Origin of the sequence: Ornithinibacillus halophilus (assembly GCF_900129485.1) — a bacterium.
GTDB classification, from domain to species: Bacteria; Bacillota; Bacilli; order Bacillales; family Amphibacillaceae; genus Ornithinibacillus; species Ornithinibacillus halophilus.
On sequence record NZ_FQVW01000033.1, the window covers coordinates 18,017 to 34,946 of the forward strand.

Annotated in this window: 14 protein-coding genes and 2 pseudogenes; 11 read left to right on the plus strand and 5 right to left on the minus strand. The window is 37.1% G+C overall.

All coding sequences use genetic code 11. From position 1 onward, the window contains the following. Positions 1 to 10: 10 nt before the first annotated feature. The 7 genes from BUB12_RS12405 to BUB12_RS12435 all read left to right on the plus strand — a co-directional run bounded on the left by BUB12_RS12405 (position 11) and on the right by BUB12_RS12435 (position 6,414). Complete coding sequence (locus BUB12_RS12405; RefSeq protein WP_072891243.1) at positions 11 to 1,237, plus strand: dihydrolipoamide acetyltransferase family protein; 1,227 nt, start codon at positions 11 to 13, stop codon at positions 1,235 to 1,237. 171 nt (positions 1,238 to 1,408) lie between these two features. Then, positions 1,409 to 2,197 (plus strand): fumarylacetoacetate hydrolase family protein, encoded by a 789-nt coding sequence (locus BUB12_RS12410; protein WP_072891244.1) that lies wholly within the window; start codon positions 1,409 to 1,411, stop codon positions 2,195 to 2,197. Beyond that, entirely contained in the window at positions 2,194 to 2,949 is a 756-nt protein-coding gene (locus tag BUB12_RS12415) for a fumarylacetoacetate hydrolase family protein (RefSeq protein ID WP_072891245.1), read from the plus strand. Before BUB12_RS12410 ends, BUB12_RS12415 begins: the two co-directional genes overlap by 4 nt. Positions 2,950 to 2,985: 36 nt before the next feature. Continuing rightward, positions 2,986 to 3,369: a 5-carboxymethyl-2-hydroxymuconate Delta-isomerase gene (locus BUB12_RS12420; protein ID WP_072891246.1), complete on the plus strand. Its 384-nt coding sequence runs from the start codon at positions 2,986 to 2,988 to the stop codon at positions 3,367 to 3,369. Between the two features lie 517 nt (positions 3,370 to 3,886). After that, positions 3,887 to 4,678: an SDR family oxidoreductase gene (locus BUB12_RS12425; protein ID WP_072891247.1), complete on the plus strand. Its 792-nt coding sequence runs from the start codon at positions 3,887 to 3,889 to the stop codon at positions 4,676 to 4,678. A gap of 272 nt (positions 4,679 to 4,950) precedes the next feature. Next, positions 4,951 to 5,907, plus strand: a complete 957-nt coding sequence (locus tag BUB12_RS12430; RefSeq protein WP_159431580.1) for a polysaccharide deacetylase family protein — start codon at positions 4,951 to 4,953, stop codon at positions 5,905 to 5,907. Positions 5,908 to 5,994: 87 nt separating this feature from the next. Next, positions 5,995 to 6,414 (plus strand): S1 domain-containing RNA-binding protein, encoded by a 420-nt coding sequence (locus tag BUB12_RS12435; protein ID WP_072891248.1) that lies wholly within the window; start codon positions 5,995 to 5,997, stop codon positions 6,412 to 6,414. Positions 6,415 to 6,745: 331 nt separating this feature from the next. Here BUB12_RS12435 and ytaF read toward each other — a convergent pair whose 3' ends face one another. Then, positions 6,746 to 7,417: a sporulation membrane protein YtaF gene (gene ytaF, locus BUB12_RS12440; RefSeq protein WP_327196148.1), complete on the minus strand. Its 672-nt coding sequence runs from the start codon at positions 7,415 to 7,417 to the stop codon at positions 6,746 to 6,748. A gap of 139 nt (positions 7,418 to 7,556) precedes the next feature. Between ytaF and BUB12_RS12445 the strand changes: the two are divergent. Together BUB12_RS12445 and BUB12_RS12450 are read left to right on the plus strand one after the other, a co-directional pair. Further along, positions 7,557 to 9,731 (plus strand): annotated as a pseudogene (locus BUB12_RS12445) (DNA topoisomerase III). Positions 9,732 to 10,043: 312 nt separating this feature from the next. Further along, positions 10,044 to 10,283 (plus strand): indolepyruvate ferredoxin oxidoreductase subunit alpha, encoded by a 240-nt coding sequence (locus BUB12_RS12450; protein ID WP_072891250.1) that lies wholly within the window; start codon positions 10,044 to 10,046, stop codon positions 10,281 to 10,283. A 490-nt stretch (positions 10,284 to 10,773) separates the two neighbouring features. Here the strand turns inward: BUB12_RS12450 and BUB12_RS12455 are convergent, their stop codons facing one another. Continuing rightward, complete coding sequence (locus BUB12_RS12455) at positions 10,774 to 12,756, minus strand: LuxR C-terminal-related transcriptional regulator (protein ID WP_072891251.1); 1,983 nt, start codon at positions 12,754 to 12,756, stop codon at positions 10,774 to 10,776. Positions 12,757 to 12,907: 151 nt separating this feature from the next. Between BUB12_RS12455 and BUB12_RS18065 the strand changes: the two are divergent. Beyond that, positions 12,908 to 13,051: pseudogene (locus BUB12_RS18065) on the plus strand (MerR family DNA-binding transcriptional regulator); the annotation flags it as partial. Positions 13,052 to 13,134: 83 nt separating this feature from the next. Then, positions 13,135 to 14,802 carry an acyl-CoA dehydrogenase family protein gene (locus BUB12_RS12465; RefSeq protein WP_072891252.1) on the plus strand — a complete coding sequence of 556 codons (1,668 nt, stop codon included), beginning with the start codon at positions 13,135 to 13,137 and terminating at the stop codon, positions 14,800 to 14,802. A gap of 56 nt (positions 14,803 to 14,858) precedes the next feature. Here BUB12_RS12465 and BUB12_RS12470 read toward each other — a convergent pair whose 3' ends face one another. From BUB12_RS12470 to BUB12_RS17885, 3 genes are all read right to left on the minus strand, one after another. Beyond that, positions 14,859 to 15,437, minus strand: a complete 579-nt coding sequence (locus BUB12_RS12470) for a Uma2 family endonuclease (protein ID WP_072891253.1) — start codon at positions 15,435 to 15,437, stop codon at positions 14,859 to 14,861. Positions 15,438 to 15,485: 48 nt separating this feature from the next. Continuing rightward, complete coding sequence (locus BUB12_RS12475; RefSeq protein ID WP_072891254.1) at positions 15,486 to 16,064, minus strand: Uma2 family endonuclease; 579 nt, start codon at positions 16,062 to 16,064, stop codon at positions 15,486 to 15,488. A 267-nt stretch (positions 16,065 to 16,331) separates the two neighbouring features. Beyond that, the gene (locus BUB12_RS17885) at positions 16,332 to 16,475 is read right to left on the minus strand and encodes a hypothetical protein (protein WP_200801068.1); all 144 of its coding nucleotides are present in this window, start codon (positions 16,473 to 16,475) and stop codon (positions 16,332 to 16,334) included. Between the last annotated feature and the right edge of the window lie 455 nt (positions 16,476 to 16,930).

Below are 16,930 nucleotides of genomic sequence, written 5' to 3' on the forward strand. Positions count from 1 at the left end.
GTGATGAAGCATGGTTGAGGTTAAATTCCATGATATTGGAGAAGGAATGACAGAAGGGGAAATCATTAATTATTTTGTTCAAGTGGGAGACCAGGTAAAAGCAGACCAACCACTAGTTGAAATGCAGACGGATAAAATGGTAGCAGAAATCCCTTCCCCAACAACAGGTGAAATTAAAAATATCCATTACGACGTCGGTACAGTCGTTTCCATTGGCTCGGTTTTGCTGGAAATCGATGATGGGAAATCCGCATCCACTAGACAAGAAAGTAAAAGTGAAGTATCAGCAGCTATATCCACCCCAGAGAAACCTAAAAGTTACTCGCCAACCAAGAAAAAGCCACCTAAACGTATTATCGCAGCACCTCATACGAGAAGAATTGCGCGTAAACATGATGTCGATATTGAAAAACTAGAAGGAACCGGCCCTAATGGTCGAGTACTCGATGAAGATATATATCGATATTTAGAGAATAAAAATCCACAACATTTGGAAACACTAGAAAGTCCTAAGACACCAGCATCAAAACATACAGAACCACCACAAAGTGATACGATTCCATTTACTGGTATTCGTAAGCAAATTGCGAATAAGATGACGAAATCGTTAACAACAATTCCACATGTGACACATTATGATGAAGTTGATTTGACTAATTTAATGAACTTTAGGCAATCATTGAAAGACGCAGGTGAGCATATATCTGTTGTTGCCTTCTTTTTAAAGGCACTCGCAATTACATTAAAAGAATTCCCTGTATTTAATGCTCAGTTAAATGAAGAAGAGGAAGTTATTAAGCTAAATAAAGAATATCATATTGGTCTAGCAACGAATACGGACCAAGGTTTACTTGTGCCAGTTCTAAGAGATGTTGATAAGAAAACGATTCGAACCATTCATACAGAAATGAAGGAATTGACGAAAAAAGCCCAGGATGGCAAACTAACCGTTTCCGATATGCAAGGGGGAACTTTTACAATTAGTAACGTTGGACCACTGGGTGGAACAGGTGCGACCCCAATTATTAATCATCCGCAAACAACTATTATTGCTTTTCATAAAACGAAAAAAACACCTGTGGTTATGCCGAATGATGAAATTGAAGTAAGGTCGATCATGACCATGTCTCTGTCATTTGATCATCGCGTGATGGATGGAGCAGATTCTGTAATGTTTACGAATCGATTTAATGCATTAATCGAAGAACCGAAGAAGTTAATTTTGGAGTTAGTATAAAGGAGTTAACAAGGCGCTTGTGCTTTTCTAATGTCTAGCCCAAGCGCCTACCCCCTCGAGGTCTTAAGTCAATCCTCTTTGTGGCAAAAAGCGCCACGCCGAGGCTTGTCATAAGCTTAACGGGGGTGACCAGGCGCTTGTGCTTTTCTAAATAGATAGAGGTGATCACGAATGTATTTTGCTAAAGCTAGGTTTGCTGCATCCTCAACTGTGGAGGAGATAAAAATTGGAACTTCCCATATCAAATGGAATGGTGGTAAATACGCAGAAGAATCATTTTCTTGGCTATCACCTGTAACGGGGGAAGTTTATGGCACCGTCTTTAATTTTAAGGAACAAGTAGAAGAATGGAAGGGAAAATTTTACAACGCTCCTTATAATGAACCACCAAAAAGACCTGTTCTTTATATTAAACCGAGGAATACAATCAATGCCCATCTCAAGCAAATACCAGTCCCTGAAGAAATTGACGAAGTAGAAATCAATGGGACACTGGGAATTGTTATAGGAGAAATGGCAAGCAATGTGAATGAAAAAGATGCTTTTGACTATGTCGAAGGGTATACCATTGTTAATGATGTAACGATTCCACATACTTCTGTTCACCGTCCTGCAATTAAAAATAAAGCTCGTGATGGCTTCTGTCCAATTGGTCCGTGGGTAGTAAAGAAGGAAGAAATACCAGACCCAGGTCAATTTATGATTTGGACGTTTAAAAATGATGAATTAGTGCAAGTTCAACAAATGAGTGATTTAGTAAAGCCAATCCCAAAATTGTTAGCGGAAGTAACAGAATTTATGACATTATCTAAAGGGGATGTGTTGCTCGTCGGTCTTCCTCATAATCCACCGTTAGCAACTGCTGGTGATAAAGTTCGAATTGAAATTGACTATCTCGGAAGTTTGGAAAATAAAATTGTGGATGAAAAAGCGTATTTGCCAGGAGGGACATTGGGATGAGAAAGGCGCGCGTAGCTTATCAGGGCAACGTCTTTTGTGCAGAAGAATGTTTGGAAGGTCTTAAACTACAAGATGGTCGAATTATTTCCGTGGATGATGTTGTTTGGTTGCCACCTGTAGAGGTAGGTACTATTTTTGCTTTAGGTTTAAACTATGCTGACCACGCAAGTGAAATCAGTTTTAAAGCTCCTGAAGAACCACTTGTTTTTCTAAAAGGAAAAAATGCACTTATTGGTCATAATGGTCAATCCCGTCGTCCTAAAGATGTTGAATTGATGCATTATGAATGTGAGCTAGCAGTAATCATTGGCAAGAAAGCACGTAATGTCACTCGGATGCATGCAAACGATTATATTGCTGGTTATACCGTAGTGAACGATTATGCAATTCGTGATTATCTTGAAAATTATTATCGTCCGAACTTACCAGTGAAAAATCGTGATGGGTTAACTCCAATAGGACCGTGGTTTGTTAATCGTGATTCCATTAATAACCCAATGAATCTTACAATGAGAACCTATGTGAATGGTGAAATTAAACAAGAAGGAAATACAAAGGATATGGTCTTTGATATTCCTTATCTAATTGAATATTTATCTAGTTTTATGACGTTAAATAAAAATGATGTGATTCTAACGGGTACACCAAAAGGAACAGTGAATGTCGTAGAAGGGGATGAAGTCGTCACAGAGATTGAAGAGGTAGGATCGTTGAAAAATACCATTGTCGGTGATGATGTGTTTTCAAGATAAGGGTAGTAGTTTGAAGGTAAAGGTGAGGTGGAAACCATGCCACATATTATTGTTGAGTATACGGAGAATCTAAAGGAAGAGGGGAATATCCCTGCACTTTTGCAAAAAATAAATGAGTCATTAATTGCAGAAGGTGGCCTTTTTCCAGTAGGTGGGATTCGTTCACGTGCCATTTGTCTACAGGATTTTGTTGTGGCAGATGGTAAAGGGGAAGATGATGCCTTTGTGCATGTTAGTTTGAAAATTGGATCCGGCCGTCCAGAAGATGCGAAAAAGGCGGCATGTGAGCGATTATTTGCAGTTATTGAAGAGCATTTCCAGCATTTATTTCAGAAACGATATTTAGCTTTGTCTATGGAATTATTTGAATTTACTCATGCGACGTATAAGAAAAATAATATCCATGAGAGATACCGATAAAGATAATAGTGAAATCCAAATGGAGTCCAGAAATGGATTCTGTTTGGGTTTAATTTTTGGTTAATTCTATGTAGGTAAATATTATGTTAGATAAAGCTAGTCTGAATGTTAGATGACTGATAGTTGGTGTAATTCTATATTTAAATATAGCTCAAAACTAGCGTAAGAAATACACGAAGACTCCTTTGGGAAAAAAGGCATAGGTAAGACCCCACAGGGCGAATGCCCGAGTAGGCTTACCAGCCGCCCGAGGCAAAGAAGACACTGTGAAAGCGACCGTAGGAAGCATGAGCAGATGTCGCACTTGTGCTGGAAGTGAAAGCGAAGTGTATTTCTGAAGCGGCAGAGATTACACTACATTTTATAATAAACTAAATCTTGAAAAAAGTTTGGGTTTCACTTTAACTAAAACAATTTTTCCTCAGACTCCGAAATCATGCATACTACACTACATATAGAATTATAGGACTTATTTTTTATTATTATTATTGATAGAACAATTTATAGGAGTGAGAATATGGATTTAGATTTACAGGGGAAGTCTGTTATTGTAACTGCTGCAAGTAAAGGTCTCGGAAAGGCAATTGCTACCGAGTTTGCAAGAGAAGGTGCCAATGTTGTTATTGGTAGTCGATCAGAACAGGCACTAAAACAAACAGTCCAAGAAATTAAACAAGAAACTGGTAATGAGAATGTTCATTATGAAATTTGTGATATGAAAAATCCTGAACAAATCAAAAAAATAGTTTCAAAAGCAGTAGAATGGAATGGCACAATTGATGTATTAATTAACAATGCAGGTGGTCCTCCTGCCGGTCACTTTATGGATATGAAAGACGAGGACTGGTATCATGCCTTTGAACTAAATCTATTAAGTTTCGTGAGAACAACGAGAGAAGTACTCCCATATATGAAAAATCAAAAACGAGGACACATCGTTAACCTAACGTCATCATCAATTAAACAAAGCTTAGACCATTTATTGCTATCCAATTCAATTCGGCCAGGTGTAGCTGGATTTACGAAAAGCTTGGCACAAGAAATTGGAGAAGATAATATTTTAGTAAATACAGTGGGGCCAGGGACAATTGAAACCGATCGGATTCTAGAACTCAATCAAGTACGAGCAAAACAGCAAGGGGTATCCGTTGATGCAATAAAAGAACAAGCAGAACAAGCGATTCCAATGAGAAGGTATGGACGACCTGAGGAGTTTGCAAAAGCAGTTGTATTTTTGGCAAGTGGAGCGAATACATATATCACTGGTCAATCATTAATTGTAGATGGAGGATTAATTAAAGCTCTTTAATAACAAGAGAAATAGGATAAAATTATTAGATATTGTGATATCCGAACTAATTTTGTAGTATAATTAGTTCGGATTTTTCTATGCGATGATACTAAGCATGTAGAACTTTTGTCTCATCCCAGTTTAATGATTTTTAAAAAATCTGAAACACTACACTAGTTAAATACGTCTATATTGTAAAGTGGTCTATTTACCATTATTTGGTTGGAATTAGCGCTTTAAACTACTAAACTAGCAATTTGACATCATGAATGGAAAGGAAGAAAAATAGATTGAAAAAAGCACGTTGGAAGGTATTCATAGGTATTATAATATTTTTCATACTTAGTATTTTTATTTTTATTAAATGGACGGATATAAGATTATTGGCCACTTCAAAACTAGAATCAGAGACACCAATAAGTAGTAAAGATGTAATTTTAGGAATGAAGGGACAAAATGTTGTACAGAAAGACACCATAGTTATTCCAGTTAAAGAAAATGACCAAATAGAAACGGATCCTTCCAAAACAGAACCAATCGTAGAACTTGATGACCCTGATGAAGTAAGTGAAAATAACGATAATCATGAACAAGATACAGAGAAATCTAGTGAGAAAGAAGAGTCAATAGTAGAGATTAATAATGAGGAAAAATACGTTGCGCTTACATTTGATGATGGGCCAACGCCAGATTTTACACCTCAAATTTTAGAAATCTTAAAGAACTATGATGCAAAAGCAACATTCTTTATGCTAGGTGTTCAGGTTAAGCAACATCCCCAAATTGTACAACAGGTAGCAGATGCAGATCATGAAATAGGAAATCACACACAAAATCACGTAGATTTGACTAAAATTTCATCTGGTGAGATAAGAGAAGAGTTAACAAAATCGAACCAGCAAATTAAAGAAGCAAGTGGGGATGCACCATCTCTCATTCGCCCACCTTTTGGGGTGTACAATAACAATTTAGAACAAATTGCTAGCGAAAATAATACATCAATCATTATGTGGTCGGTAGATACTAGAGATTGGGAACGTAATCCATCGTATGTAGTAGATACAGTTAAAAAGAAAGTAAAATCTGGTTCCATCGTATTGATGCATGACACAAAACATACTACTGTAGAAGCATTACCGGAAGTGATGAATTACCTTAAAAAGAATGGTTATCAATTTGTCACTGTATCTGAATTATTGGCTTTACAAACATTAAATGGCATAGGTCCATTCTACGGAAATAAATAATTTGTAAAGAACTATATAGATAACGTTGAAAAAAAATAGGAATTTGTTATAATAAGTTGTCTTGATAATTTTTGAGGGGGAACTTATTTGTCAGTCGAAATAGGCAGTAAGGTAAAAGGTAAAGTAACAGGTATTACGAATTTTGGAGCTTTTGTGGAATTACCAGGTGGAATTACTGGACTTGTCCACATTAGTGAAGTAGCGGACTCTTATGTGAAAGATGTTAATGATCATCTAACTGTAGGAGACGAAACAAAAGTTAAAGTAATTAGTGAAAAAGACGGGAAAATTGCTTTATCGATTAAAAAAGCAATTGATAAACCAAAGAGACCTTCATCATCTTCTTACTCAAAACAAGGAGATAGAAGAGGCAAACGTAATTTCCAACCAAAAGAAAGCTTTGAAGATAAACTATCTAATTTCTTAAAAGCAAGTGATGAAAATTTATCTTCATTAAAAAGAAACACAGATTCTAAACGTGGTGGCAGAGGCGGAAGACGCGGCTAATTCTGTCTTCCTATTGACATAAATAAGCAAACTGCAAGAGCTAGACACAGAAAAGGCAAACCAAAAGTGGTTTGCCTTTTTTACTACCCTAATGACCTTATCTCAATTGATAAGGTCGTTCATCAGGTTTATTGATACCCTCCCGACTCAAAATCTAATTGTCCAGTCATTCATCAAGTATCGAAATACTCTCCTGACTATCAACATGAATTATTGACTCGTTCATCGGGGTCATATATAGGTCGTGCATTTATTTATCCTTACCTAAAAAGCAAAGATTATCCCTATTTTATAATATGCTAAAAAAATGGACATAGAATCAATTACAACTTTAAATTAAATTCAATATTCCTAATGCAATTAAAATGGCAGGGGGAACGAATGTCATGCGTTTCATTTTTTTGCTATTGGATAAAATAACTCCTAATTTAATTCCGTAATGCAAAAACATCCCACTCATGAGGGCGATTAATATTGCAGTTAACAATGGAGCATAGCCAATAATTGCTGCGCCGATTCCTGCCCCAAATGCATCTAATGCAAGTGCCGTACCTAACAGAATTGCTTCACTAGCAGAAATGGTTCCAGATTTATCTAAGTCTGCTTTGTCAGGAGTTGCTAATACAGTTTTTAGTTCACTTAAGCGAGTTTCAGAATTATCTTCTTGTTGGTTAATCTCTTCATTTTCTTCATTTATAATTTGTGAACGAATGGTATTGATGAGAGAGAAAATACCTAGTGTAATTAAGATACCTCCCCCGATGATATTTGCCGTATTCGGCGAGATCATGGAACCAAGCATACTTCCAATTGTCATCGAAGTTAATACAACAATACCAGAGCAAATCATGATTATGGATAGTGCAATGATTGGAACTCTAATTTTTCGCATCCCATAAGAAATTCCAACACCAAATCCATCCAAACTCACAGCAATTACTAATAACAATAATCCTGTATAGAAAAGCATATCATCATATCCTTTTGAATACTTATCACTCAAACAATAAGCAACATTTCTTATATCTGAATTATTGTATGGATGAGGGCAAAAAAATGTGTGGGCGCCTAGGCAAGAACTGTAAGAAATGTTCAATTCATGCTAAAGTAGGTATAGATTGTATGAGAGAGGATTTTTGTGAATGAGTAAAACCGTTGTTTTAGCAGAAAAACCTTCTGTTGGTCGTGATATTGCACGAGTATTGAACTGTACTAAAAAGGGCAATGGCTACATGGAAGGGTCAAAATATATCGTTACATGGGCTTTAGGACATCTGATCACATTAGCAGATCCTGAAGTTTATGATGACAAATACAAAACATGGCGTATTGATGATTTGCCGATGTTACCACCGAAATTGAAATTGGTCGTGATTAAGAAGACCGGAAAACAATTTAGCGCAGTCAAAAATATGCTCAATCGTAATGATGTGACAGAAGTGGTCATTGCTACAGATGCTGGACGTGAAGGGGAGCTAGTAGCTAGGTGGATTATTGAAAAAGCGAGAATTAAAAAGCCTATAAAACGCCTTTGGATTTCTTCAGTTACAGATAAAGCGATTCGAGAAGGATTTAAGCGATTAAAACCTGGAAGCCAATATGAAAACTTATATGCATCTGCAGTAGCCCGTTCTGAAGCGGACTGGTATGTCGGCCTCAATGCAACACGAGCTCTAACGACAAAATTCAATGCGCAATTATCAAGTGGCCGTGTTTAAACACCAACACTAGCAATGATTGCAGCACGAGAAAAAGAAATTAAAGAGTTTCAACCAAAGAATTTTTATGGGTTACAGGCAAAAATTAATAAAGGCATAAAATTCACTTGGCATGATGAAAAAAATAATAATCGTACATTTTCTAAGGAAAAAGCAGAAGGACTCCTGCACAAACTATCAGGAAAATCGATTACGATTACTAAAGTGGATAAGAACTATAAGAAAAAATATGCCCCACAATTGTATGATTTAACGGAATTGCAACGGGATGCCAACCGAATCTTTAATTTTTCAGGAAAACAAACGTTATCCATAATGCAAAAGCTATACGAACAGCATAAAGTGTTAACGTATCCACGTACAGATTCAAAAGTAATCTCAACGGATATTGTTCCAACATTAAAGGATCGCGTGAAAGCATGTGGTGTTGATCAATACGCTACTGTGGCTAGTAAAGTACTGAGAAGAGGGGACTATAAGCTTCCAAAGTCAGTTGTAGACAATGCGAAAGTTAGTGATCACCATGCAATTATTCCTACTGAACAGCCAGTGGTATTAGCTGATTTAAACGATAAGGAACGTAAAATATACGACCTCGTTGTGAAACGCTTTTTAGCAGTATTGTCTGAAGCACATGAATATGAGCAGATGGTAATTCATGCTGAAATCGGTGCTGAATCGTTTACAGCAAAAGGAAAAGTGATTAAAAAACAAGGTTGGAAAGAAGTATACGATAATCGATTTGATGATGACGAGGATAGTGATGATCAGCGTTTACCAATCATGAAACAAGGAGATCTATTTGACAATGTCAACGTTCAATTAACAACGGGGGAAACGAAACCACCGGAACGTTTCACAGAAGGGGCACTTCTTCAAGCGATGGAGAACCCTACACGTTTCATGAATCCGGATGAAAAGCATTTAGCTGGAACATTAAACAAGACGGGTGGAATTGGAACTGTAGCGACACGTGCTGACATTATTGAAAAACTCTTCAATATCAATTATATGGAGATGAAAGGAAAACATATCTTTATTACCTCAAAAGGAAAGCAATTGTTGGAATTAGTCCCAGAAGACTTGCGTTCTCCGGCATTAACAGCAGAATGGGAGCAAAAATTGAGCCAAATTGCTGAAGGAAAACTTAATAAAAATAAATTTATCTCTGAAATCAAAGATTATACAAAAGAGGTTGTCCAAGAAATTAAAGCGACTGACTCCAAATTTAAGCATGACAATATGACAGGAACGAAATGCCCAGACTGTGGAAAATTGATGTTAGAAGTAAATAATAAACATGGTCGTATGCTCGTATGTCAAGACCGCTCTTGTGGCCACAAGAAAAATATTGCGAAGAAAACAAATGCCCGCTGTCCTAATTGCCATAAGCGATTAGAGTTGCGAGGTGAAGGCGAGGGGCAAATGTTTATTTGTAAATGTGGCCATCGTGAAAAATTGTCCACTTTCAATGAACGTCGGAAAAAAGAAAAACAAAGTAAAGTATCTAAAAAAGATGTGAACAAGTATTTGAAAAAGCAAGACGACGGATTTAAAAATAATGCATTAGCAGACGCGTTGGCTAAGTTGAAGAAATAACGGGTTTGTGGTTTGTGGCTTGAGTTTTGGGTGGTTTTAGAAGGACATTTGGTACGTTATTTTCATTAATAGGTTTATTGCTGTGTTGGTTCGGACATCAAGTACGTTATTTAACTGAAAGAGCCTGCATAAAGGGGCTTTTGGTGCTAATAGAGGAACAGATGTCCATAACCCTTCAAAAAGACCTGTTTTACTATGAATAACGGAATGGATGTCCGTATGAAACACCAAATTAGGCTTTTTCGGTTTACTTGTAAAAGCGATGCATGTATCATTAAAATGAAGAGATAGTTTGTAGGGAGGGTTATAGCATTGGCTTTTGTTATTTTAGATCCATGTGGGCCAGAGAAAGCTGCAGAGTGTGTTAGTGTCTGTCCCGTTGATTGTATAGAAGAAGGTCCAGACCAGTTTTACATAGACCCAGATGTTTGTATTGACTGTGGAGCATGTAAAGCGGTTTGTCCAGTAAGCGCAATAGAGGAAGAATATGATCTGACACCAGATCAAGAAGTATTCCTAGAAAAAGCAGAAGAATTTTTTGCTAATCGGTAAGTAGAATATACAAACGTCCTTCATCTGTGGTGAAGGACGTTTTTTATACCCATCTTTAGTCATGGATGAATCCTAATTCCGTTATTTCCCCAAAAACCCCAAGTTTTGACCGTTCCATGAATCGTCGTTCCTCTATCGGTTGATATCACCAAGAAAAAGCAGTGAATTTGACCAAATAAAGGAACCAAAGCCCGTCAGCCTCCAGGAAAACCATCAAAACAGTAAAATAACGGAATGAGTGCCCGCCACCAAGTAAGGATGAATCCTCATTCCGTTATTGCCCCAAAAACCCCATGTTTTGACCGTTCCATGAATCGTCATTCCTCTATTGGTTGATATCACCAAGAAAAAGCAGTGAATTTGGCCACATAAAGGAACCAAAGCCCGTCTGCCTCCAGGAAAACCATCAAAACAGTAAAATAACGGAACGAGTGCCCATCACCAAGTATGATGAATCCTCATTCCGTTATTTTCACGCCCTACTATTCACTCAATTATCCCCCATTAATTTCCTTATTAATTGTCGACGGTTTTTCACCCCCACTTTAGCAAAAATCCTTGTGATATGCTTCTTAACCGTTACCTCTGCAACATATAGTTCATTGGCTATTTCGATGTTCTGTTTTTCTTTAAGAATTAACTTGACGATATTCTTTTCTCTGTCAGTGAAAGAATAAGCATCCATTATCCTTTTTAATCTAGTTTCTTTTGCTTTACTCATAAATTGCCTCAAGTATTGGGCTAATCGTGGTCCTCGTACATCTAATAGATACGTTGGAGAAGGGACATCTTCCCCGTAATCATAATGGGTGGCATTGGGAACTTCTTCAAACCCGAAGTTCAATAAAAGCTTCTGAAAAAATGGAAGTGGGTTTGAGACAAGGATTCTTCCTCCACTTAATAATAAGGGAAACAAATGATAAAGAGTAAACGACCTTGCAGCCACATCAGATGGGTCTGTATAATCAAACATTCTAATAAACCATCCGGCTTTCTCCTCTTTAGGAACGTTAAATTCGTTAAACTCATCCTTTGTTAAATTGGTAAAATAGTGACGAGATACAGGCTCGCTCTTTAGTTCGTTAATGGTTCCTTGATGTACTGGTACAATAATGGAAAGCCCACGAGTTCGCCCAGTTTTATCTTTTAAAATTCGCGCAACATCATATCCCATATTTTTGACATAGGAACTGTCAATTAACTCCATCTCCTTTTTATTATGAGCAAGAGAAGCATGAAAAGTATACGATGTGTTTGTCTCCCGATTATAAAATTTTGCTTCACTAGTTGTGATATTTTCCCTTTTCACATCAAAGAAATGCTCTACCTCATGGAAGTTATATTCTTCCACAGGCTCAAAGTATAAAGAGGGGTCAAACGCCTCTAGAAAAAAAGTGGATTGAATAAAGTCATCTCCTAAATGATAAAAGAATTGGGAAATGTCATATGAATTTCTAGTTTGAAGAGTTCGCTCATAATAAAAGGTTGCGCACCTTTCACTTAAGGTCGTTAATAATTCAGGGTTTTGATTCCTCAGTTCTAGTAAAATTGCATCGCTAATCAAATCGTGTATTGCCCAACCATTTGCAGCTTTTTTCACAAATGATAAATCAGTTAATTCCTTAAAAATAGAGAGTGGAATCTCTTTGCCTAAAATAGTAGATAAGCTCGTTTGGTCAAATTGTTTAAGAACCGCTGCTGCTTCCACTAGTTCCTGTAAGTCATTGTCTTTAACTTCAATCAGCCAACGCTTTGTTAAAGTAACTAATATTTCTAATAAATTATCGGATTCTATTGATGAAGATTCATGATTCTCTTCCCTTAGATTAAGAAGGGGAACGATGGAAAGTGAAAGAGGATGCCCGTCTGTGAATTGCCAAATTGTTTGTATGGTCTGTTCGTCATGAATGCCATAAAAGTTTAAGTAAGTCATAGTTTGATTAAGATTAAAATCATCTAAGTGAATTTGAGTTGTGATTCTTCTCCAAGCAGGTGATGCAACCCAGTCCCCTCTTAATGGTTTTCGACCTGCTGTCACTATAAAAATATTTGGATCGATGTAACGAAGGAATACCTGACGAAACCATCGTTCAAGTGAATCCATTTCTTCAAACGTATCAATAGCTAAGACGACACGACGTTTATTTGCTCGACTGGCTAGTAAACGGAGGCAATGTTGCAAATTCTGGGGAGTTTCGTCAGTAGTGGAAGTTAATAATCTAGTAATGTGCACCACAAACTCCTTTGTTGAAGTAGGGAAGTCACTTGCTTCAATTTTAATGAAATCCATTCCTTCAACTTTTGCAATTTCCTCGAATTCTGAAAGTAAAAAGGATTTTCCAACTCCACCAGACCCATGTATATGTAGTACTTTTAAGTCATTGTTATGATCAGATATAAAATGATGAAAAAGATCTAATTCTTTTTTTCGATAGATAACGATCTCATGATTCTTTCTGTCTTGATGAAGCATTCGAATCCTCCTTGTCAACAATAGTCTGACTATTTATAATATAATCATAATATTATTATGTGTCAAATGACCTATTAATTTTGGTTGAACTTTACGTTAACGTTAATGGTAAGATTATTAATAGAAAATTCGGGATAAAAGGTGAGCTAAGATGAACAAAGAAACCTATTCCATTTCAGAACTTGCTAGTCACTTTGGAATAACGACACGAACCATTCGTTACTATGAGGAACTGGGATTACTTTCCCCAGAGAGAACAGATGGCGGTCAACGTAGATTATACGAGAAGTTGGAAGCACTTCCTAGAAATACGACAGGTAAACTATTGAAGCATCAACTAAGGGATAAAGTTCAGCAATAAGGATAGGAGGATGAAACATGACTAATTTTTATCAACAGGATCAAAACTTAAAAAGGGTATTAAAGTCGAAGTTATCGGATGATTTTTTTGAATGGGCCGATAAAGAATTAGATGATTTTGGAGCCTTATGTGCAGGAGAAATTGATGAGCGAGCTGTTCATACAGATAGGGAAGGACAGCCTCGCTTAATTCGCTACGATAAAATGGGCAATGAACTATCAAAGGTTTGGTTGAATGAAGGGTATCAGAAGACAATCGAGCAAACCTATAACACGGGAATTGTAGGGTATGTTCATAAGGAAATTCCTGCTCTAGGGTACAAAGGGAATTATGTTTATTCCTTTGCGCAAGCCTATTTGCTTTCACATGCCGAGGCTGGCTTCTATTGTCCTGTTACATTGACGAAAGCAACTGCGTATTTAATTGACCATTATGCATCGGATGAGTTAAAAGAGAAATATTTGCCTCACGTGCTATCAACAGGTGACGTGGAACTATATGAAGGGGCAACCTTTCTAACGGAACGGCAAGGTGGTTCTGATGTTGGTGCAAATGAGGTTCAAGCAACACCAGAAGGGGACTTTTATCGTATAACTGGAGAAAAATATTTCGCGAGTAATGCAGGTGCTTGCGGTGTGGCAATGGTATTAGCTAGGTTAGAAGGAGCACCAGAGGGAACAAAAGGCTTGAGTTTATTTTTAGTGCCTTGGGAAGAAAATCGGAAAGAGGGGCAATTAAGAATTCGACGGTTAAAAGATAAACTCGGGGTTCGTGCTGTACCATCAGCTGAAGTGGAGTTTGAAGGTGCAAAAGGCTACTTAGTTGGGGAAGTTAATCATGGATTTTATTACATGATTGAAGCCTTAAATTTGTCGCGTGTTTCCAATGCAGTTGCTTCATTAGGGATCATGCGCAGAGCTTATCTTGAAGCAAAAAATTATGCAATCGAACGTGAGGCCTTTGGTTATGCACTCGTTGATTATCCAATGGTTCGCGATACGTTAAGCAAACTTGTAGCGAAGCAAGAGGTTGAAACAAATGCAACGTTTGAAGTGATTGAACTGATGGACAAAGTAATGGGATTGGGTAGTAATGCTTCAGAAAAGGAACAATTATTATTCCGTTTATACGTCGCCATCATGAAAAAGGAAACAGCAGAGCAAGCAATCCATTTTGCTCATGAAGCAATTGAAATGCATGGGGGAAATGGATACATTGAGGACTTTGTCACACCTCGGTTATTGCGTGATGCCCAAGTGCTTACTGTATGGGAAGGAACAGCCAATATTCTGGGACTTGAGGTTTTGAGATTAATTGGAAAATATAATATTGGTGATATTTTTGCAGATGAAATGAATTCGAGATTAGCATCAGTTGATGGGGATTTTGGAAAATGGATTGATTTGGTACAGTCAGAGATTCAGAGTGTAGTGAATCGAATTAATACGTTGAAGGAAAAATCTCATGACCTACAAACATTTTATTGTAAGCAGCTTGCTGAGGATATGGCGAGAATATTTGAGAGTGTTATAGCATTAGATACTGCTAGTTCTAGTGAACGTCAGCGAGCAATTGCCGAGGTGTATATGCAAAGTAACTGGAAGCAAGGGGAATTGGAAGATAATCCTGCTACGTTGATTTATTTTGAAGTGTTAGTGCTGGATAAAACGAAAGTGAATCTGTAGTAGTGAAAACAGTTAGAAAGCATGTGGGATGAAGTTGTCCCACATGCTTTTGGGTTTTAGATTCTTACCCCATCTTTCACAATGAAGGATAGACATGGGATTTTTTCTGAAGTTACAGTGTCATCTGCTTCAAAAACATTCTGTAATGTGTACGGAATTCCATTCTCTCTAAGGACATATTGCTCTATCACTTGATGGTGATGGTCGACTATCCAGTATTCTGGAACTCCGAATTTTGCATAGCTTTCTTTTTTATCAACGCGGTCTCGTTTCACACTATTTGGAGAAAGAATTTCAATGACTAAATCAGGAGGTCCATCAACTGCATGTTCTTCAATGATATATTCTCGATCACGGTGAATCATTAGGATATCAGGTTGTCTTGTTTCATTTTCAGATAAAATGACATCAAGGGGTGCATCCATAACAATATAGTCATTCTGGCAGGAATCTATAATCGTTCGTTCTAAGGATTGACTAATACGTTGATGTGTCGTTGTTGGGGAAGGTTTTAATTCAAGGTGTCCAGCAAAAAGTTCATATTGATTTCCATCCTCAGGTAATTGATAATAATCATCCACAGTCCAACCTGATTCTTTTACTATTGGTTTACTTTGAGATTTACTCTTTTCCATTTTCACACCTCCTCTATTACATCTATTATATAATGTTATCAAAAATAATTAAATTCTTATCCCGTCTTTTACAACGAAGGATAGACATGGGCACTTCTCTGAAATTACAGTGTCATCTGCTTCGAGTACATTCTGTAATGTGTACGGCATTCCATTCTCTTTAAGTACATATTGCTCAATCACTTGGTGGTGATGGTCGACTATCCAGTATTCTGGAACTCCGAATTTTGCATAACTTTCTTTTTTATCCACTCGGTCTCGTTTCACACTATTTGGAGAAAGGATTTCAACGACTAAATCAGGTGGTCCAACAACGGCATGTTCTTCAATAATATATTCTCGATCACGGTGAATCATCAAGATATCTGGTTGTCTAGTTTCATTTCCAGATAAAATGACATCAACTGGAGCATGCATGACAATATAGTCATTCTGGCAGGAATCTGTAATAAGACGTTCTAATCGGTGGCTAATACGTTGGTGTGTCGTTGTTGGGGAAGGTTTTAATTCAAGTTGTCCAGCACATAGTTCATATTGATTTCCATCTTCGGGTAATTGATAATAATCATCCACTGTCCAGCCCGTTTCTTTTACCAGTGGTTTATTTTGAGATTTACTCTTATCCATTTTAACACCCCCTCTATTACATCGATTATATAATAATGAATGACAATACTCTAGTACACACTAAGGATGTTTAAGCGATTCGGACATTTCGTACCTTATTTTAGCAAAAAAACTAGTTTTGCCGTGGTTTCGGACATTTGGTACGCAATTTGATTAAAATACCAACTTTTAGACCAGAAATTCAGTAAATAGAGGAATATATGTCCGAACCAGTTAGCAAAGTCTATTAACGGGAAAAATAGAGGAACAGATGTCCACTGCCACCTTCTAGTTATTCTTTTCTTTAACCTCATCAGCAATTTTTCCAGCAATCCAACGCTTAGCTGTTTCTTCATCAATCTCGTACACTTTTCCTTCACGTAATAAATCACCATGATAGGCTGTTTGAACATTCATTTTTACTTTAACCATTCTATGTATCTCCTTTGTACAGGTAAAATCTATGGGATTCGAGTCCCTGTGTTTAATTCCAATTATAGCACATATTTGTGGTGGTCCGTGATTCCGTTATTGTACAGATTTCCCCTCTTTTTTAGATGTGGACGGTTCCAGATTCCTTTATATGCCCAAATCTTCTATATTATATAGCGAAATCTCCCGATAGAGGAATGAGAATTCATCAGACAGAAGAAATACAAGGTTTAATGAAGAATAACGGAATGAGGATTCATCGGGGAATGTAGGTGGTCCGTGATTCCGTTATTGTACAGATTTCCCCTCTTTTTTAGGTGCAGATGGTCCCAGATTCCTTTATAAGCCCAAATCTATAGTTTTTCATAGTGAAATCCTCTGATAAAGGAATGAGAATTCATCAGATAGCAGAAATACACGGTTTTATGAAGAATAACGGAATGAGGATTCATCGG